Genomic DNA, 20,624 nt, shown 5'->3' with positions numbered 1-20,624 from the left:
TTAAGCTTAGAAATCAAATTTGACTCTTGCACGGATTCCCCATTCAGAAACCATAGGATTATCAAGATACGTGAAGCGTTTTACCAGATCAACCCTAAGCAATTTAAAGATATTTCCTACACCAACACTTCCCTCAATATAAGGATCTCTGCTTAGTGAGTTTGTGATAGGTACTCCATCCTGATTCAGTACAAATTGCATTGCGCTATTATTAACCGCAGGGTTGTTTTCATTCCGCAGACCACCATATAGCGCCTTAAACGACATTACTTCTCTTAGCTTCAGCTTTTTTAATAATGGTACTTTATTAAAGAAGAAACCATTAAAGTTTTGATCTATGTTGATGCTTGCGTAATGATCACTAACAAACTCCAGAAAGTTCATTAGGTTATACGATTGCAACTGATAAGCATAAGTTTGGTTTGCTCTGTGAATAGACAATAATGGGAAAGGCACTTTACCCAAAATATAAGCGCCTTCGAGTGTTACATCGGTATACCCAAATTGAGATAGATAAAAACGTTTATCAACGCTTCCCATGAAATTATGATAGTTATATTCACCTCCTAAAACTCCCTTTATACCTGCAGTATATCTGAAATTAAAAATAGGATACTTGTCGACAAGCGGGGTACGATATACCTTACCCTGATAAAACTTTTCATGTGGCGCGTACCTTAACTGAAGTGATATTTCTGATGTACTAATCGAGTTAGTTTTAATTAAATTATTGTCTCTTGAACTTGCAAAATACAAAGATCCGGCAGGTGTTTGATTCCATTTGCGCAAACCAAGGCTATAAGAGAAATGATTTTCGAACTCATGCACATAATCTATTCTGTAAAAATCATTGTACAACATCATATCATTCTCTCCCCTTTTGAAGGATAGTAAGAAGTTATCTTCTTGTACAAACTGCAATTCCTGACCTGGTATTTTTGTATCTCTCTGGAAACTTGCCCTTAAATAGTTTTGGGGAAATGCATAAATAGATTTATTGTTTAACGAATAGGTTCCGCTTAAGAAATACTTCCACTTCGTATCATTAAAGCCATAAGCAGCATATGTTTCAAAGTAATAACGTTTGCTAAGCGCCGGAGTAGTTCTTCCCCCTAAACGCAAACGAAAACCTTCAACACTATTAAAACTGTAAAAAGTATTTACCGGCCCCATTTCAAAAGGTCCAAAATCTTTATAGCCAGCAAAGAAAAGCGTAACCACATCCATTGTTCTTTTAAATGATGGGATAGTTTGCAGCGTATCTAAATTACTATACACCTTTAAATTTGTAGCACTAAGCGCTTCCGGACGGTTATCGGCCCAAAATTCTTCTGATCTTTTAGTGGCATCTGCAACTACAACAGGCACCGCTGAGCCATAATATGTAGTATCAGGATGGGGTTTGTTGATTTGGTAATCTTTAAAATTCACAGTTCTTTCGCCAGTAAATCCCGTTCCGCCTTTTTTACTTAAACCAAAATCAACAATCAGATTACTTTTACTAAGGTGATAACGCTTATCTGGATTCTGTTCAAAGTCGAGCTTAGCTTCTAACGCCCTAACGAAATTCAAATTAATATCCTTATTTACAGTAAGGTATGCATTTTGAACAGCATAATTCCCATCTAGCGTAATGTATAACTTTCCTTCAAACAAGAGGTCAGTATTGTTTCTTGGCATAAACGAAAGCTCAACCAGCTTTGGGTTATGATTTTGAATGGTATCAGTAATGAAAAACTTATAGAATGTAGGTGCACCATCTGCAATTGGACTTAACAACTGATTACTTACTACTGAGATGTTGTTATCATAGATATCTATATCCTGATACATTCTATCGAAATAAGTAGTTAAGCCTTGGTTATCGATAAAACGTTCATCAAAGTTAACACGCTTATCAGCTACTATAATGGTCTTAAGTTTTTCCGGACTTTTGCGGAAATAATTGTTCGAAAGCTTTTCTTGCTGAAATACAGGAAGCATGGTTTTACCACCTATTTTAGTGGAGTCCTGTTCCTGAAACAAAAATTTATAATTACGGAATATCCTTTTGTTTTTAAACTTATCAGAAAGGTTACTCATAGAAAACATCATTCTTTCGTATTTCTTGTATTCAACGAAATCATAATGATCCATACGGTTCTTTGGTTTATTAGCAATGACATTTCTAATAAGCGCAACCGCAGGATTATCCTTATTTTTATATTTTGGTTTTTTGCCTGCCGTAATTACCACTTCATCCATTTGAGTAGTTTCACTCTGCAGCTGTACATCAATTGTCTGCGTTTTGCCTGGAACAATTGTTTTTACAACTGATTTGTATCCTACATAACTAAATTTAATCTGTGTATGGTCATCACTGATAGTAATACTGTATTGGCCGTCAGCATCTGTTCTACCACCCTTTTCAGTTCCGGTAATCAGAAACGAAACATACGGTAAGGTTTCTTTGGTTGTAGCATCTGTTACTGTACCGTTAACAACTGTTTGCTGAGCTTTTGAAGTAAAAGCAAACGCTATCAGTAAAATAACAGTTCCTATATATTTAAAATATTGATGTTTCATTATGTATTTCATTTACCTTGATCCCGCCAATGCAATGGCATTTACCGGATATAATTATTCAGGATGTCGGCAAAGGTACATCTCAACTTTTGAATATTATACTAAAATAGTCAGGATAAAGTCTTCAACCAGATGTTATGACATCAAGATGAAAAAGCAAAAAAATAAAGTCTGTAAATAGTTGATTAACTGAGCTGAATAACAAAATCTGTTTGACCTGGTTGTAGGGTTTTTAATGAAAACAAAAAGCCATGATTAAGCAATATCTCTCTGACCAGAGTCAAACCAATACCCTGCCCGTCTTTCTTGGTGCTAAAAAACGGACTAAAGAGCTGCTCACTTAAGTCCTCCGATATCCCCCTGCCGTTATCAGTAATTGTGAGCTTCTTTAATTTAGCGTCTAAACTAAACTTCACAATACCCTCCTGATCAAAAGCCTCTATCGCATTCTTAACAATATTAATCAGTGCCTGCTCCATTTGTTGTGAGTCGGCTGAGATGTAAAATGGAGTATTAGGTAAATCGAATCCAAAGCTAACACCACTTTCTTTTGCTTTGATAAGCATAAAATCTGAAACTGAATAAATTAAAGCAGTAAGATCAACCTGAAGTTTGTTTACGGGTGTCAGTTTTACCAAATCTGCAAAATTTCTCATGAACAGATTCAGGTTCTGATTTCTGGCAACAGCTACATACATTGCATTCTTTAAACTTGATTTATCTTCAGAGACCCATATTTCATTGGTGTCAAGAGCCATATTAATGATAGAATTTACGGGCCCTACTGTATTATTTACTTCATGAGCCATCATCCTGATTACTTTACCATAGGCATTCTTTTCCGCTTCAAAGATCTCCGCAGTCACTTCTTCAATCATTACAAACATTCGGGGAAAGCCCCTATCTATAAAATGAGATTTTTGGACCTTATAAGTATTTAAACTGCCAATTCTCATTGTTTTAGACTCACCAGCCTTAAGGGGCTCAAACTGAGCCAAAAGTAATTCAGGTCTGGTTCCCAATATTTCCTCTGCTTTTGGATTAATCTGCTTTATATGATTGTCGTAATCAAGGATAACAATACCAGTGGGTGAAGTATGAATCAGTTTTTCCAGAAAAAAATGCTGTGCTTCCTGTTTTGTCCTTTCTTCCCTTAATGCATCCATCATCTGATTGTATACATCTATGAGTTCATCTGTTTCTTTCTTCCCTGTTGGTAAAAACTTAACATTAAAATCACGATCATTGATGGCGCTAATCCCCTCCCTAAGATAATTTAAAGGCTCTACAAGCTGTTTATAAAGCCCTATTGATATCACAACAGAAACAATAACTAATACCTCAGAAATAATAAAAAATATCTTATTCTTCTCCAGAATAAGATAGCTAAGTCCTAAAAAGACAAGATGAAGAACAACAATAAAGAGGATATACTTGGTCTTTAACTTCATTCAGTTTAATCTTCTGCTTCATTAAATGGAATCTGATACTTCTCAAGTCTACGGTATAGTGAATTTCTTGTTATCCCAAGAGATGCAGCGGCTTTGGTAATCTTGTTTTGGTGAAAGCTCATTGCCCTTTTGACCATTTCAATTTCCATCTGTTCAAGTGTGATACTGCCTACACCGGGCATTTGTACACTCGCCTTTTTTGAAGGGGACAGATCTAATTGCGCTTTAAAATCATCTATACCAAGTTCATTATTCTTGCTCACTAAAATAGTCCGCTCTACCAGATTTTTCAGTTGCCTTATGTTGCCTGGTAACTCCAATTGCTGAAGCCACTTCATTGCACTGACTGATATTGATAACAATGGTCTATTGTAGATTTCTTTAAGATTATTAATAAAGAAATCAACCAATAAAGGGATATCATCTGATCGTTCACGTAAAGGAGGTAAGTTTATGGTAATCAGGTTGATGCGATACAACAAGTCTTCTCTGAAAGTGCCCGCACCGACCATTTCATTTAAATTTTTATTAGTTGCACACACCACCCTGACATCCACTACTTTACTTCGGCTGCTGCCCAACACTTCATATGTTCTGTCTTGCAGCACCCTCAATAACTTAACCTGACTACCCGCTTCCAACTCTCCTATTTCATCTAAAAAGATAGTCCCTTTGTTAGCCATTTCAAATCGACCGGTTCTGTCGAAACGTGCATCAGTAAATGCTCCACGAACATGACCAAACATTTCACTTTCAAACAATGATGAAGATATTCCCCCAAGGTTCACTTTTACGAAAGGCTTATTCCGACGTGAGCTATTCTCATGTATTGCTTCTGCGATCAGCTCTTTTCCTGTACCGCTTTCTCCAAGAATAAGCACCGATGCATCTGTTGGCGCAATCTGCCCTATAGTTTCAAGTATAGCAAGCATCTGAGGATCTTCGGCAATAATTTGCTTAAAATTATATTGCTTATCCAATTGTTTTCTACTGCTATTCTTTGTTTTAGCAGTATTTAACTCAAGTAATGTTTTAACTGATTGTAAAACGTGTTCGTTGTTCCATGGCTTATTTATAAAATCATTTGCGCCAAGTTTCATGCCCTGAACAGCCAGTTGGATACTTGCCCATCCTGTAATCAAAATCACAGGTACTGCAGCATCAATTTTTCTGATGCTGCTAAGCAATTCCATCCCTTCCACTCCAGTGGTATCAATAGAAAAGTTAAGATCAAGAAGAATCAACTCTGGAGTTTGCTCTTTGATAATAGTTAAAGCCTCTACGGCACTATCTGCCGACTTAACCTTATTACCTGCATTTTCAAGTAATAAAGTTAAAGAAGTTCTTACAGCAATATCGTCATCTACAATCAGTATCATATACAAAGTTAATATAGTTATTATTCTTCATGCAATGCAACAGCAGGATGTATAGCAGCAGCCTGTTTTCCAGGGTATAAAGAACAAAAGATCACCAGTAGATAAATGAAAGCAATAGACAACAATAAAGCGATGATATAAACGCTGGCTGCAACATTAAAAACATTTAGCAAGGGGAATTGTAAAGCAAAAAAAGAACCCAAAATAATAGATAATGTAGCCAATAGCAACGACTCACTGACCAGTTGAAATGATACGGATGAACCTGTTGCACCAATAGCTCGGCGCAAACCGATCTCCCCCCTTCGCTGGCTAATATTATACCAAAGCACGCCGAACAATCCCAGCGCCACATTGATGATTAAAAAGCCTGCTACTGTAATACAGATGATCATAGGGATAACGGTATCAGAATTTTTAGATTCCCGGGTATCTTCCATATGCTGGATCTCCGTATTTGAATTCTGAATTATTCTGGCAAGGAGTTTACTCAACCTACTTTCAAAAGCTGCATCAGCCTTTGGACTTACTTTAAGCAAAATGTGTCCTACCCACCTGAAACTGCCAGTATCGAGTCTTTTATAAAAGCTCTTACCTGCCGGCCAATAATCCCCTTCGGCTTTCACATCGGCCGTAACGCCAATCACCTTCCATTTTTCTTCTTCGTTATCTGCACCAACAATTTTACCAGCCGCAGGCTCGTCTCCAAACATCGCCTGCTTTAATGTTGAATTAATAACTACACTTCTTTGATTGATGTCTTCTTTATTGAACCACCGACCCTCGAGTAATTGCATACCTAATACCTTATTGTAATCATCTTCTACAACATAGTTATTTATTGGAGACATTTCTTTCCCTTTATAAGTAAATCCAGTTGTGGAATGGCTATTTGAATAAGGAAAATTCGCACTTGTAAAGCTTAACTCTTCTATTTCTGGTAACGCTTTTAAGCTACGCCTTACATTCTCGTAAAAAATATTTAAAGAGTCAATATTATTGGTTTTAGCATTTCTGCTATAAGATACAGACCATACCCGTTCCGATTCGAATCCCTTGGGCAGCATATAATTCAAGTAATAAAAAGTTAACAGGGAGAATACGGCAAATATGACCAAAAATGACACCAGTATTTCCGAAAGGAACAGGAAATTCTGCTTCCTTTTATTCCAGATCAATTTAAATAAATGTTTGAACATGATAATTTCTTTAAAATGGTTCTTATTGAGCTTTTAGGGCATTAACTACATTTAACCTCGACATTCGCCAAGCCGGGTAGACTCCTGAAAGCAACCCGAAAAATAGGCAGATCAGAAATCCAAATACCAGTACGGTAAAGTTCAGCGACAAATTAAGGTTAGGTAGAATATCGGATTGATTAAATAGAAAAATGCACACTATAGAGAGAAAAACGCCTATAACACCTCCCAGCAGTGTTAAAATAACATTCTCTACAATAAACTGATAAACCAGTGTTTTAGATGAAGCGCCAAAAGCCTTTCGAACTCCAATCTCCGAGGAGCGCTCCATTATCCTGGTAATATTAATATTTACCAGATTTATAGTAGGTAGCAACAGGAACAGCAAAATAAAAAGACTAACAATTGCGATCATCCTGGAAATACCCACGTTTTCATCATTTCCAAATAATTTTCTTGACATACTTTCAAGCATGGTATCTGCATGAGCATAAAGTTTGTCATATTCCTTATCGTTAGTTGGGATTTTTGAGAGCATTTGCTGATATTCTGTCCTCATTTTGGGAACATCTGCTTCAGATTTAGCAAGTAATACAGCGCCGAATCCTCCCTGAAAGCCAACGTCTTTATAGTTTCCTTTCGAAACAGTGTATGGCAAATACAAATCACCATAGAAATTGCGCATACTTCTTGGTAAATCCTTAACCACGCCAATGATCCTGTAACTAACGTTATCGGCCTCTATGTACTTTCCTACAACTGATTTAGCATCACCAAAGTAATTTCTTTTATTGCTTTCTGAAATCACCCCTACTCTCTCCCCATTATCAATCTGCTGCTTGGTATAGGGTTTTCCCTCCAAAAATTGATATTCGGCAATTTCCCAATAATTAGCATCTGTATATTTGTATTCCATAACAACTTTCTTGTTGTTTACATAAGCATTCGCCTTGGCAGAGAAAGAGAAAATGCCAATCTTTTCCGGAGTCTTTAGTTTCAATACATAATGATCCAGGAAATAAAAAGAAGCCGAGCTTCCATTATACCAGCCATTTTTAGAGCTTACCAGAGCCACACCTGTGATATAAAGAGATCTGTTTCTCTTGTAGTCAGGGTATGAAGGACTTAACATCTTATCAAAAAACGCAGTCGTTACCATCAATATCGTAAGCGTAAAGCTAATGCCAAACAAACTGATAAAAGTGAAGAACTTTCTCCGTTTCAATACTGCTATGGCTATTTTAAAGTAGTTTTTAAGCATAACTATAGGATTTATTGTACTTGAGAACCATCAAACAAACGTACCAGACGGTGCGTTTTATGTGCCATATTTTCATCGTGGGTAACCATCACTATGGTAGTACCATCATTCTTGTTCAGACTAATCAGAATATCCATAATCTCATTCCCCATAGCACTATCAAGGTTACCTGTTGGCTCATCAGCCAGAATAATCTGGGGTCTGCCTACAATAGCCCTGGCAATAGCCACACGCTGACGCTGCCCCCCGCTAAGCTGGGTTGGGAAATGCTTGATTCTGTTGCTCAGTCCTACTTTTGCCAAGGCTTCGGTAGCCAATTCTCTGCGCTCTTTAGCAGATCCAGAACGATACAATAGCGGCAGTTCCACATTATCCAACACTTGTAAGTCATTGATCAGGTGATAGCTTTGAAATATAAATCCAAGTTTCTGATTTCTGAATTTTGCCAGTTGCTGATCCGAGAATCTGGTAATATCCTGATCTGCTATTCTAATACTGCCTTTTGATGGTTCATCAAGCAAACCCATAATATTAAGAAGTGTACTTTTACCACATCCCGAAGGACCCATTATTGATAAAAACTCTCCTTTTGCAATATCCAGGTTAATGCCATTTATAGCCAGTGTTTCAACCGTATCGGTGCGATACACCTTTTCAATATTTTGTAAACGTATCATAATGTATAATTAGTAATTAAGATTTATTTATAAGTTATTTTTTCATTCTTTTCGAAATCATATAGCGACAAATACCTCAACTGGTAATAGGCTCCCCAAAAATCTCTTAATGAAGCCACATAATCTCTTTTGGCTCTATCGCTTTCCTGAAAGGCTATGCTCAGATCTGTTATACTCAAATTGCCTAAAACATAGCGTTCACTTGCAATCTGATATTTTTCAGAAGCAATCCTATCGGCTTGCGCGGTTAGCGCCAATTGCTCTTTCATCATATTAAAAAGCGTAACCTGCGTTACTATCTGTTGCTTAAAGGTTTGCTTGTCTTGCTCTACTTCATAAATAGTAAATTGCTGATTCGCCTCTGCTGTTTTGGTTCTGGATTTAGATCTTCCCCAATCAAGAACCGGAATAGCCAATTGTAACTCAACAGATTGTTGACTTTTAGGTGAACGGTAAACATCTAGTATATTACTACCTGCGCTAGAGAAGCCCAGATTAGCTTTTAAGGTTGCTATAAGCCCATTCTCTCCTTTAGCCTTAGCTACATCCCGTTTTGCCTCAGCAATACGTCTAACAAAAGCTATCGCATCAGAGCGATTTTCAAATGCTTCAGTTAGAACCCTTTCTGAAGTAACCTCAACACGTTTTACTGCCTCTGGCATGGTCAGCACAATCCTGTCATCCCCCTCTATCCCGGCATAGCTTCTTAAGTTCAGCGTTGCAATTTCCATATCTCGTTTGGCCGTTCCAACAGCTTTCTTAGCATTTACCTGCTCAAGTTGTAATTGCAGAATTTCATTTTTAGAGATTTTTCCCAATTCAAATTTGGTATTGGCTATCGTTAAAATGTTGCCGGTATTTGTATAATTCGTCTCTGCGATATGAAGATTTACCTGAGCAAGCAACAGATCAAAGAAATATCCGGTAACTGTTACAGAAATTTGTTCCTGCGATTCTATGTAAGCTTGTTTACTCTCGTTGTATTTTAAGGGTGCTATTTTTTTATCCCATTTGAGGCTATTAAACTGCAACAAAGGTTGTATGTACCCAATACCATAAGGAGTACCATTATACAACACATTGTCCCTATCAAAATCTGTAAAACGTTGCAACTGGGTGGTACCATAAATAGTACCACCTGTTGCGGCCAAACTCTGACTAAAATCGAGCGTTAGTGAAGAATTATCATTTCTTATTGGCTGAAAAGCTACTGTTCCATTTGGTTGAAGTACTTGAGAGTAGGTTTTATTGTATCCGGGCAAAATACCACTTAATGCCAACTGAGGCTGATAATTAGACTTAAATGTCCGCCACTCCCAATACTTGGTTTCCTTAACTGTAATGGCTTGTTTTGCGGCTATTGAATTCGACTTAGCTTTTTCAACTACCTCGTTTAAAGTTAGTTTCAAAGTGTCGGCCGCATTTTTTAATTCTATGCTACTGCCCCAAACGTTAAAGCAATACATGATCATTAGGGTTGTGAAACTGATTTTCATACGCTTATGATCAATTAGTGATTGAAATTTCTTTTGAATACGCATACTTGCTCATATCGGATGTGATCACAGTCTCACCTGCCTTTATACCACTGATGATCTCTATGTAATCAAAATTGCTAAGTCCTGTTTTCACATTTCTTCGTACTGCTTTTCCGTTATTTAGCACAAACACCTCTTGCTGATTTGAACCTTTAAAGGCCGCTCCGTTATTCACCCGAATTACCTTACTTCTGGTTTCAGTAATCAGAAAAACATCAACTTTCATGTTTGGCCTAAGCAGTTTATTATTCTTTTCGTCCAGCTGGACTTCAAATGAAACAATTGAGTTGCTTACTGCCGGAGAAACACTGGCAACAGATCCTCTAAGTTGAATATCGTTTATCCTGATAATAGCGGGCATATTATTGTGAAGCTGATCTAACATATTGTCCGATATACTTCCTGCAACCTTATAACTGCTCAGGTTTGCAATTCTAGCCAATGACTCACCCTCCTTTATGCTTGCGCCGATATTTTTATTTACCCAGGTTACCACACCTTCCCGTGTAGCAATCACATTTGCAAGATCAAGCTTACGTTTTAAGGCTTGTTGATCGTTTTTTTGAATGGCTAAAGCAATTTCGGCCTCCCTGATCTCTATTTTCATGGTTTGCTGCTTGTTTTTAATTTCATTTTCAAGCTGCTGCTTTTCCAGTTCTGCTACTTTTAAATTTAACTGAGCCTGCTCAATATCTTCCTTAGTTCCTCCACCGGCTTTGTATAGCCTCTGGGCACTTGCTACTGCATCTTTAAAATTTGCAATGCGTAATTGTTTAATGTTATTATTAGAATTGATGTCGTAAAACGTTTTCTCGAGATCAAACTTTAGTTTTCTGATTTCGTTTTCTTTGGATTCAATTTGAAACTTTAGTTTATCAAAATCAGTTTCGGCAGATGATTTATCAAGAGTAAGAATAGATTGTCCGGCTTTTACCTTTGTGCCTGCATCCATTAATACGTTTCTTACAGCTGCATTTATAGGGCTGGTTAATACCTCTTCAAATTCAGGCAGCACTTCTCCTGTAGCATTTATTGTATTTTCTATATCTCCAGTTTCAGCCACCGCTGTGGTAAATTCGGAAGTAGCTATCGAAGGTTTGATGTAAGCCCGTAAAGTGAATATCCCTCCAATTATAATTCCCACTATTATGATTACTATTATTCTGGTTTTCTTCTTTCTTTTTACGGTAACTTCTTCTTCAATTGATTTGTCCATTGCTTGTTTGTTTCGACAAAGCATTACAACTCAAATACCAAACTTAAATATCTAATAAACAGTCAATTACATAAATATTAATTCATAAAAATGCCCGATACCAAACTAAACGTTCGATATCGGGCATTTTTAAGTAATACTAGTTAAATCGTATTTAGGGAGTTTAAATAATTCTCAACTATAGGAACATCTGCTTCTGCCCAGTCTTGATCTAAAAGCTCAGGTGAATTTAGCCATTGGTATGATACATGCTCTCTTAATTCAATAGAACCGCCAATAACTTTACAAACAAAAGGGATTAGATTAATCGAAAATTCAACATAATGATGAATGTTGGCTGGCATTTCAAAAAGAATTTCAACATCCAGATTTAACTCCTCTTTTATTTCTCTTATCAGGCATTCGGAAGGGGTTTCTCCTTCTTCAATTTTTCCACCTGGAAATTCAATTTTCAATGGTAGTTTCATTGATGCACTGCGCTGAGTAACCAATATTTTATTGGCATCATCCACTATTATGGCGCAAGTAACATTAATCATAATTATTTTTTACCATTTCATTAATTCCATCACTCTTCTAAACTCCTCTTGAAGATGGGCTTTAAGGTGAATTTCTTCATTGGTTACCGGATGCTTAAATATAAGTTCTGATGCATGCAATAACATCGTAGTCATTTCCCATTGCTCTTTAAACAGTTTATTTTGTTTATTGCACCCATGCTTGCGGTCGCCAATTATGGGATAGAAAATATGAGCAAAGTGTTTTCTAAGCTGATGCATTCTTCCGGTTGTTGGTGTAGCTTCCACTAAGGAGTATCTTGAGGTGGTATGTTTACCGAAGGCAACATCCAGTTCTGCCCTCTTTAAAGTTATAAAAGCAGTAAAAGCATCCTGAATGGCTCCATTTTCTTTTGCAAGAGGATAATCTATATCCTGGCTATCAGGCGCATACCCTCTAACAATCGCAAGATATTTCTTTTGAACCAAACCATTTTGAAACTGCTGATGCATTGCTATTTCTACATCTTTTTCAAAAGCAAATAGTAGCAAACCACCTGTTTTCCTGTCCAAACGATGAACAGGGCTAACATGTCTGTTTACCTGATCTCTTAAAAGTTGTAATGCAAATTCTTTTGCATCATTGGCAATCGACGACCGATGTACAAGCAGGCCATGAGGTTTATTAATTGCAATTAAATGGTCATCCTGGTAAACAATTTCTAGCATTTAAACTTTTTTTGGCGAAGATAACCTTTTAAACTTTCTTGTTCTATTTGGAAGTAACTTCTTCTACCTCTATTAAGTCCGGACCATTTTCAATAGGATAACCATCAACCTTTGTTCCTTTTAAGGTAACCTCCTTATCTATATAAGCATTTAAATCAACCTTACTGCTTCTTAATGCATAGGTTTTAGCATCCACTGTTAAAATATGGGTACCATACTGGAATGTGGTCATCCCTAATTTTTCAATTTTACCGCTTAACTTAACTAAGCCCTTACTTCCTGCCTGTTTCGCTGTGTTACAGCTTACCATGGCAAATCCAATAAACAATAGGAATAATAATTTTTTCATAACCTTAAGACGTTAAAATTTTCAATTATGCTACAAATAACAATAATTAAAGATACTGAAATGTTGGGGGACGTAATGATTTACAGCCAGATTATTTATATATTTGAATCATATTAACATTAGTCACATATCTAAATAGGATTACCAAAAATCCAAACCTATAGCGGGAAGGCTATTTTATTGCCTTTTTTCCTATGCTACAATCGTATCCCTAATAATATTTAGAAAGAATTATTCTTTTCACATTGGAATTTTAAAAATGACTAATCATATAAAAGTCGCCCTAATTGGCGCAACTGGTAAAGCTGGAAGCTATTTACTAAAAACACTATTAAATCAAGGTTATACAGTCAAAGCACTAATCAGAAATCCATCATCTTATAATTACCTGCATCCCAATTTGGAGATTGTAAGAGGAGATATAAAAGATTTAGAAACAGCGAATGAGCTTATTAAAAACTGTGGAGTTGTGATAAGTGCTCTTGGACAAGCAAAAGATGAGCCTCTAATAGCAAGTGTAGCAGCTCAAAACATTATAAAAGCTATGAATAAGCAGCAGATCAAAAGATATATATTCTTAACCGGGCTGAATATAGATGTTCCGGGAGATAAGAAAAGTATGAAAACAGTTCAGGCATCCACATGGATGAAGGAGACATTTCCAGTATTTGTAGCCGACAAGGAAAAGGCTTTTGAAATAGTAAAAATGAGTGGCTTGGATTGGACTATGGTACGGTTACCATGGATTGAACAGACGGAAGAAGTAAGAAACCTGACTGTAAGTCTGGAAGACAGCCCTGGTGAAAAGATTAGTACAACAGATCTGGCACATTTTCTCATAGATCAGATCTTAGAAACTGATTTTATTGGAAAAGCACCATTTGTGGCAAGCTTATAAAATTTATAAATTATGAGGGTTAAGCTATTTTCCCTCATAATTTTAAAACAGATTCAATTGTCCGCCATTCGGTGGTTTTGCATCACCAAAAACTGTTTTACCGCCATATTTCCATGAGTCGTTTCTCTCTTTTTCTATAAGCTCTTCAAAATTATCATTAGGAATAAAGTCCTTTTCAACTTTGAAAGACAGTTCGCTTAGCTTTTGTATAGCGTGAAGCTTATCGGCTTGATCTATTTTTGCTTTATAAACTGCTTTGCTTAGTACACTAATCGTTTCATCATAAACATTTAAAGGCACTGGGAATGGATGCCCATCCTTGCCTCCATGTGCAAATGAGAAACGGGCCGGATCAGTAAATCGAGCAGATGTACCATAAATAACCTCACTTACTAATGCAAGTGACTGCAGAGTTCTAGGTCCCATTCCCTCAAGTAGCAGCAATTCTTCAAAATCACTAGGGTTCTTTTCATGACTTAACCACAGCATCGCACCCAAACGTTTAAGATCTACATCTTTAGCCCTAACGTCATGATGCGCTGGCAAGACGAGCTTACGCACTTCTCCTATCATTCGTTCCGGATGCTCTGCTGTCATTGATAACATAGCATTACGGGAAAGTAATGCTTCTTTGGCCACAAGATTTAAAATTTGTCCTTGGTTTTTCCCACAAATGCCTGTATGGGGCTCATCCACAAAGGATTTTAATGATGACGAATGCCAATGATACCTACGTGCAGTCGAACTTCCATCTCTCATTCCCTGCTGCACAACGGTCCACAACCCGTGCTTGTCTACAATAAAGTTATGCATATACAACTGAAACCCATCTTGTAAAGCGGTATTATCAACCTTTGCACTTAGCTTACTGCTTCGTACTAAGTCATTGCCATTTAACCCGGTGCGTTCTCCAAATTTAAGTAGTTCATCCGGAGTTTGTCTGGATTTTTTGCCTTTGCCTCCACAAATATATATGCCTAATTCTTTATAATGAGGGTTAACTGAGGCCTTTAAGGCACCCATAACTGAAGTGGTGATTCCGGAAGAATGCCAATCCATACCCATCACAGCACCTAAACTTTGGAACCAAAAGGGATCACTTAATCTCCGCAATACTTCAGCTGTACCATACTCGATAATTATTGCCTCTGTAATTGCCAACCCCAAACGCGACATACGTTCTGCCAGCCATTTAGGAACATATCCATAATGCAAAGGTAAATCAGCCGTCCCAGATCTTTTCATTACTAACAAAATTAGCAAAATATTACCAATAATTCAATTTAACATTTCTTAACATCTGCCTATTATAATCCACCTTATATTTGTGATATAAATATTTGGTTAGTATTTATAGTTTAGGTTTAGTTGATAAATAAAAAAGCACCGATGGATTTCGGTGCTTTTTTATTTAATCAAATCCTTAAATTTGCAGGGTTATCCCTCCCATCACCATCTATCAATGAGCACCAATAAATTAATAAATATACCACCCCTCCCTGCCGTACTATTGTCTATAATTAGCGTTCAAGCCGGAGCCGCAATAGCCAAAGGATTATTTCCTGCACTCGGGGCAACCGGTACTGCATCTGTGAGGATAGGTTTATCTGCAATTATTTTAGTGGGTGCCTACAGACCAAATTTCAAGCGTTTCACAGCAAAACAATGGAAAGCCGTTATCCCTTATGGTATATCGCTAGGATTAATGAATGTTATTTTCTATATGGCCATAGAAAGGATCCCACTGGGTTTAGGTGTAACACTCGAATTTATTGGACCTCTTTTATTAGCTGTAAGTGGATCCAAACGTATATTAGATTTCTTTTGGGTATTTTTGGCTGCAATAGGAATAGCTTTTATTGCACCCTGGAATGAAAAAGGTATTGATTTAATTGGTGCGTCACTTGCATTGCTGGCCGGAGGTTTTTGGGCAGGCTACATTCTTCTTGGCGGCCGAATAGCTAAAATTATGGATGGAGAACAAGCAGTAGCCGTAGGCATGATATTCGCCGCTATTGTAGTGGTCCCTTTCGGCTTTGGAAGCGGGGGCTTATCCAATTTCACACCCATTATGATCTTAAGCGGCGGTGCGCTGGCGTTGTTATCAAGTGCTATTCCATTTACTTTGGAAATTGGTGCCCTTAAGAAATTACCAGCGCGTACTTTTAGTATTTTGATGAGCCTTGAGCCAGCAGCTGCAGCATTATTCGGGCTAGTGTTTTTAAAAGAACACCTCACCCTGCATCAATGGTTGGCAGTAACTTTTGTAATCATTGCAAGCCTTGGTGCCACACTAACTAAGGGCAAAAAGAATCTTTAGCTTGCCATCGGAATTCTATTCTTAGAAACCACCATTACAATAAGAGACCGTTGCTGCTCATCACGGAAATTGATTAGAAAATTCTTATTTCCATTGTTTTTGATCAAACTGGTTAGCCTTGGGAACATAATCGCTAATGATTCTACCTGTTTTATATCATCACTATCTACAATAAGAAATTGAGAAGAAGCATCATTCTTAATATGTTCTATATTCTGGTGAAAAGGGTGTAATGAATCCATAATATGATTAAGTTGAATTGATTTATAAACTGTTATTTAATATATAACGAGATTAATCGTCATTCCGCTACAACTAATTCGAATTATATTAATTTAGTTTAGACAATTGCACTTTCAAATTATTACATTACTTTAAAAACTTATCTATCGCCAGATAAGTCATCGGGTGATAGTTAGGCCTTGCTTTTTTGTAAATCTCTTTGGCTTTTTTTAGGCCTTCAGGCGTTTTCATCATTTCTTTATACAAAGGAATGATGTGCCACATTCTACCATTTTCTATTAAATAATCTTCTATTCTTTTATTGGCAGCAGTGTACTGATGGCGAATGGCCAATGTGTACCATGCCAACTGAATGTCAGTATTATTAGAACCGGTAAAGTTAAACTGACGATCTAAGTCAGCCATTCGCTTTGCAGTCATTTCAGGTGACAGGAGATTGATAAAGAATTTCTTCTCATTACTTGTAACGATTTCTTTAGTCAACACTGAAGTATCTTTCAATTCATTTTTATTCCATGCCAATGCTATATGATCAATTTTAGCGAACTTTCCATCTTTAGCCCACAGACCTTTCGAATAAGCGATATTTGATGGAACACCAGGGCCATAAACCCAGTCATTTACCCTAATTTTCTTCTCAAGATCAGAATTACCTTTAATTAGATTCTCATTCAGATAAGCTAGAAACTGTTCGGTAGAAACAGATTGAAAAGCATGACCATCAAAATAGCCTCTTAAAAAAGTATCAAATTTTTCTCTTCCTACTGCCTCTTCAATTGTCCTTAAAAAGAAATAGCCTTTTTCATAAGCAATATCATTGGTACCCTCATCGGGGTTTCTTCCAGTATAATCAGTTTTCAGATAAGTATCCTTACTGGTATCGCCCATTTCCTTTACAGCATCTTCCAAAGCCTTTTTCGCAAATTCCTCCTGCATCTCGGCTTCCTGTTTACCAAAAATCTCCTCATCGATCCTTCTTTCAAAGTAATTGGTAAAGCCTTCGTTAAGCCAGAAATCATTCCATGTAGCATTTGTAACTAAGTTACCACTCCAGCTATGTGCCAATTCGTGGCTAATTATACTTACTAAAGACCGATCTCCAGCGATAATTGTTGGGGTAATAAATGTCAGATTAGGATTTTCCATACCTCCAAAAGGAAAACTCGGAGGCAACACAAGCAAATCATACCTTCCCCACCTGTATGGGCCATATAGCTTTTCAGCAGCATTTACCATTTTACCCATATCAGCAAATTCATATACCGCTTTTGCTAAAACCGAAGGTTCAGCATATACACCAGTGCGCTCATCTACTGCTTTAAATTCAATATCACCAACAGCCAATGCCAATAAATATGAAGGAATAGGATGAACTTGTTTAAAATGATAAATACCTGTACTGTTTTTTACTTCAGGGTTCTCGGCACTCATTAAAGCCAGCAAATCGTTGGGAACTGAAACAGTTGCATCGTATGTAAACCTTATACCTGGACTATCCTGACAAGGTATCCAGCTACGTGCGGCAATACTTTCTGACTGCGTAAATAAATATGGGCGTTTTTTGCCTGCTGTTTGATGTGGGTTTAACCACTGCAAAGCACTTGCTTGTGCATTGGTTGTATAATAAATGGTTATCAACTTTGTTTCAGGGGTAATAACCACTTTTAGTGGCCTTCCTAAAAACTCCTTCTCCTCGCCATAGGTAAATGTGGTCTCCTTTTCTTCTGCACCAAGAGTGATTTTTGATATATTAAGCTGACTATCATCAAAAATAATCTCATTTGATTTAGCCTTATTGTTTATTTTCCAAACTGCCTTCCCACTAATCTGCTGACTTTCAAAATCAACCTTTATATCCAGATCCAGATGTTCAACTACAGCTATAGATGGTTTTGAGAAAGAATGCGGGTCTTCAACAAGCTGACTTGCAGCTTGTTCTTTTTGTTTACACGATAATATCATCAGAATTGGAATCAACAAGATTAGATTCTTTATTAGAACAGCTTTTTTAAACATGATAACCAGTTTATTTTTCAAATTACAATAGGTCGTTTGCAAGATTTGCCAGTTCACTACGTTCGCCCTTATCTAATGTAATGTGCGCGTATAGTGGATGGTTCTTTGCATTTTCAATCAGGTAAGACAGGCCATTACTCTCGGCATCAAGATAAGGTGTATCTATCTGATATATGTCGCCGGTAAATATGATCTTGGTATCTTCTCCTGCCCGCGAAATTATTGTTTTTATTTCATGTGGAGTTAAGTTTTGGGCCTCATCAACAATAAAAAAGATTTTAGAAAGCGTTCTTCCTCTAATATAAGCGAGGGGAGTAATTACGATTTTGCCTGTAGTTACAAATTCATCTATCCTTCCCTGCATCTTTAAATCATGATTATACTGCTCTTTAATGAACCTCAGATTATCCCATATTGGTGCCATATAAGGATCTATCTTCGATTTAGCATCTCCCGGTAAAAAACCTATATCCTTATTACTTAATGGAATAATTGGCCTGGTTACATAAATTTGCCTGTAATCTTTACGTTGCTCCAATGCACTGGCAATTGCAAGAAGTGTTTTTCCGGTACCGGCCTTACCCTGAATAGTTACCAGTTTAATTTCAGGATTAAGCAAAGCGTGTACAGCAAAAGATTGCTCATGGTTTCTTGGCGAAATATTAAATATTTTCTTTGACGCTACCGGATACAAGCGTTGCGTAGTAGAGTCGAACCATGCAGTTGCAGTTTTCCGGCTATTTTTTAATATGCAGAAATGATTTGGAGATTGGGGTACAATATCCAGTAACTCAGTGCTAATGCTGCCTTCAGTTTTGAGTTCTGCAAAAAGTTGTTCCGGAACTTTAGAAAGAACCGTTTTACCGGTATAAAGTTCATCTACATTTTTAATCTTTCCAGTTTCATAATCTTCAGCATACAGTTCAAGAGATTTTGCCTTTAAGCGCAGACATATATCCTTTGATACCAGTACCACTTTTTTCTCTGGAAATTCTTGCTTTAAGCTTAAAGCAGCATTAAGAATACGATGATCAAACTTTCCGGCTCCAAAAATTGCCTCAGCATCAGCATGATCTGGCTTATTATCCATAACCACTTTAAATCGCCCACTTTTAGTGCCATTTAAAGGAATCCATTGGTTCATTATTTTATTACCTGAAGCATTATCCATAAGACGAATAAAACTCCTTGCCTCTGCATTACGTGTTTCATTGCCATTTTTCATATTATCAAGCTCTTCTAGAACTTGAATTGGTATGGCAACATCATGCTCCTGGAAATTATTGAAAGCGTTATGATCGTATAAAATAACAGAAGTATCGAGAACAAAGATTTTCTTCTGTAACGAAGGATTTTTAGCAGTTTTACTCATGACACTTAAATTTAGCGATTTTTACGCTTGATACGAAATTGAATAAATAACCAAAAACTATTTAAAATTCTAAATATAGATGTGAAAAACACACCATAACAATAAAGCACCTCAAATTGAGATGCTTTATTGTTGGTATTAATTTGATGTAAAATTTAAGCTTTAGAATAGCAAATAGATTTTAAAACCAAGGTTATTGAAAGCTCCACTAGTGCTCAAATTAAAATTGGTATAGCTATTTTCATAACTACTTTGACCACCGGAATTATTTCCATTTTGTTTATCAACAGTGTAGAATGCGTTAGCTGATAATAAACTGGATTCAATGGCAAATCTTTTAGAAAAAAACCATGTCAAACCACCATTTACACCAACCGAATATTGATCCGTTTTCCTGTCTTCATAATTAGGATCGGCATTATCAGTTTTCGTATAACCATATCCCAGTGAACCGCCAGCAAAGGCGTATAGCTTTTTAACCAATGGATAGTACTGCTGATAATTCAAACCTGCTCCATAACTTTTTGATTTTGAACCAGACAATCCTTGTACATATCGATAATCTTGATTTCCATAACTAACATCAAGACCTAATTTCGTGTTGTCTTTTATAAATAATCCGTAGCTCAAAGTGAAATTATTTGCCTTTGTTTTTTCAATCTCGGTAGCTCCAGTTTCACTTCTGACCTCAGATTTACTTGTTTGTGAATTAATACCAAAACCTAAAGCATTGGTACCTTTTGTTTGGGCATACCCGCATAGGGAAGCCAATACTGCCACTGCAGTTAATAGTTTCTTTTTCATTTGTGTGTGTGTTTAAGAACTAAACTTAGCGATATACATTGTCATTATGAAATATTTATTTTCATAATTTGTAACATCATTAAGATGAATGTCAATTATATCTAATGGAA

At 36.8% G+C, this 20,624-nt stretch carries 18 protein-coding genes; 2 read left to right on the top strand and 16 right to left on the bottom strand.

Going from position 1 to position 20,624, the window contains the following annotated elements:
• Positions 1-6: 6 nt before the first annotated feature.
• The 11 genes from HQN86_RS18880 to HQN86_RS18830 all read right to left on the bottom strand — a co-directional run bounded on the left by HQN86_RS18880 (position 7) and on the right by HQN86_RS18830 (position 12,861).
• Entirely contained in the window at positions 7-2,565 is a 2,559-nt protein-coding gene (locus HQN86_RS18880; protein WP_216854453.1) for a DUF5686 and carboxypeptidase-like regulatory domain-containing protein, read from the bottom strand.
• Between the two features lie 185 nt (positions 2,566-2,750).
• Positions 2,751-4,016, bottom strand: a complete 1,266-nt coding sequence (locus HQN86_RS18875) for a sensor histidine kinase (protein WP_172662450.1) — start codon at positions 4,014-4,016, stop codon at positions 2,751-2,753.
• A 5-nt stretch (positions 4,017-4,021) separates the two neighbouring features.
• On the bottom strand, positions 4,022-5,395 hold the full coding sequence (locus tag HQN86_RS18870) for a sigma-54-dependent transcriptional regulator (RefSeq protein WP_172662449.1): 1,374 nt from the start codon (positions 5,393-5,395) through the stop codon (positions 4,022-4,024).
• 20 nt (positions 5,396-5,415) lie between these two features.
• Positions 5,416-6,594, bottom strand: a complete 1,179-nt coding sequence (locus HQN86_RS18865) for an ABC transporter permease (RefSeq protein ID WP_172662448.1) — start codon at positions 6,592-6,594, stop codon at positions 5,416-5,418.
• A 22-nt stretch (positions 6,595-6,616) separates the two neighbouring features.
• Positions 6,617-7,855: an ABC transporter permease gene (locus tag HQN86_RS18860; RefSeq protein ID WP_172662447.1), complete on the bottom strand. Its 1,239-nt coding sequence runs from the start codon at positions 7,853-7,855 to the stop codon at positions 6,617-6,619.
• 11 nt (positions 7,856-7,866) lie between these two features.
• Positions 7,867-8,532, bottom strand: coding sequence for an ABC transporter ATP-binding protein (locus HQN86_RS18855; protein ID WP_172662446.1), 666 nt, complete (start codon positions 8,530-8,532; stop codon positions 7,867-7,869).
• A 23-nt stretch (positions 8,533-8,555) separates the two neighbouring features.
• Entirely contained in the window at positions 8,556-10,028 is a 1,473-nt protein-coding gene (locus tag HQN86_RS18850; protein WP_216854452.1) for a TolC family protein, read from the bottom strand.
• A 10-nt stretch (positions 10,029-10,038) separates the two neighbouring features.
• Positions 10,039-11,286: an efflux RND transporter periplasmic adaptor subunit gene (locus HQN86_RS18845; protein ID WP_172662445.1), complete on the bottom strand. Its 1,248-nt coding sequence runs from the start codon at positions 11,284-11,286 to the stop codon at positions 10,039-10,041.
• 143 nt (positions 11,287-11,429) lie between these two features.
• Positions 11,430-11,825 carry a (deoxy)nucleoside triphosphate pyrophosphohydrolase gene (locus HQN86_RS18840; RefSeq protein WP_172662444.1) on the bottom strand — a complete coding sequence of 132 codons (396 nt, stop codon included), beginning with the start codon at positions 11,823-11,825 and terminating at the stop codon, positions 11,430-11,432.
• Between the two features lie 9 nt (positions 11,826-11,834).
• Positions 11,835-12,512 (bottom strand): pseudouridine synthase, encoded by a 678-nt coding sequence (locus HQN86_RS18835; protein WP_172662443.1) that lies wholly within the window; start codon positions 12,510-12,512, stop codon positions 11,835-11,837.
• Positions 12,513-12,555: 43 nt separating this feature from the next.
• Positions 12,556-12,861, bottom strand: coding sequence for a hypothetical protein (locus HQN86_RS18830; RefSeq protein ID WP_172662442.1), 306 nt, complete (start codon positions 12,859-12,861; stop codon positions 12,556-12,558).
• Positions 12,862-13,120: 259 nt separating this feature from the next.
• Between HQN86_RS18830 and HQN86_RS18825 the strand changes: the two genes are divergently transcribed.
• On the top strand, positions 13,121-13,759 hold the full coding sequence (locus HQN86_RS18825; RefSeq protein WP_172662441.1) for an NAD(P)-dependent oxidoreductase: 639 nt from the start codon (positions 13,121-13,123) through the stop codon (positions 13,757-13,759).
• Positions 13,760-13,801: 42 nt separating this feature from the next.
• Here the strand turns inward: HQN86_RS18825 and HQN86_RS18820 are convergent, their stop codons facing one another.
• A complete protein-coding gene (locus HQN86_RS18820) occupies positions 13,802-15,004 on the bottom strand; it encodes a DUF763 domain-containing protein (RefSeq protein ID WP_172662440.1) in 1,203 nt (400 codons plus the stop codon).
• 217 nt (positions 15,005-15,221) lie between these two features.
• Here HQN86_RS18820 and HQN86_RS18815 point away from each other — a divergent pair, with 217 nt between their 5' ends.
• Positions 15,222-16,079, top strand: a complete 858-nt coding sequence (locus HQN86_RS18815; RefSeq protein ID WP_172662439.1) for an EamA family transporter — start codon at positions 15,222-15,224, stop codon at positions 16,077-16,079.
• Here HQN86_RS18815 and HQN86_RS18810 read toward each other — a convergent pair.
• From HQN86_RS18810 to HQN86_RS18795, 4 genes are all read right to left on the bottom strand, one after another.
• Positions 16,076-16,321 (bottom strand): hypothetical protein, encoded by a 246-nt coding sequence (locus tag HQN86_RS18810; RefSeq protein WP_048906350.1) that lies wholly within the window; start codon positions 16,319-16,321, stop codon positions 16,076-16,078. The genes HQN86_RS18815 and HQN86_RS18810 overlap by 4 nt on opposite strands.
• 127 nt (positions 16,322-16,448) lie before the next feature.
• The gene (locus HQN86_RS18805; RefSeq protein WP_216854451.1) at positions 16,449-18,338 is read right to left on the bottom strand and encodes a M1 family metallopeptidase; all 1,890 of its coding nucleotides are present in this window, start codon (positions 18,336-18,338) and stop codon (positions 16,449-16,451) included.
• Positions 18,339-18,360: 22 nt separating this feature from the next.
• Complete coding sequence (locus HQN86_RS18800; protein ID WP_172662438.1) at positions 18,361-19,710, bottom strand: PhoH family protein; 1,350 nt, start codon at positions 19,708-19,710, stop codon at positions 18,361-18,363.
• 162 nt (positions 19,711-19,872) lie between these two features.
• Positions 19,873-20,514: a porin family protein gene (locus HQN86_RS18795; RefSeq protein ID WP_172662437.1), complete on the bottom strand. Its 642-nt coding sequence runs from the start codon at positions 20,512-20,514 to the stop codon at positions 19,873-19,875.
• Positions 20,515-20,624 lie beyond the last annotated feature (110 nt).

Source organism: Pedobacter panaciterrae (assembly GCF_013204795.1).
Taxonomy (GTDB): Bacteria; Bacteroidota; Bacteroidia; order Sphingobacteriales; family Sphingobacteriaceae; genus Pedobacter; species Pedobacter panaciterrae.
This window is presented reverse-complemented; position numbering and strand designations above follow the sequence as displayed.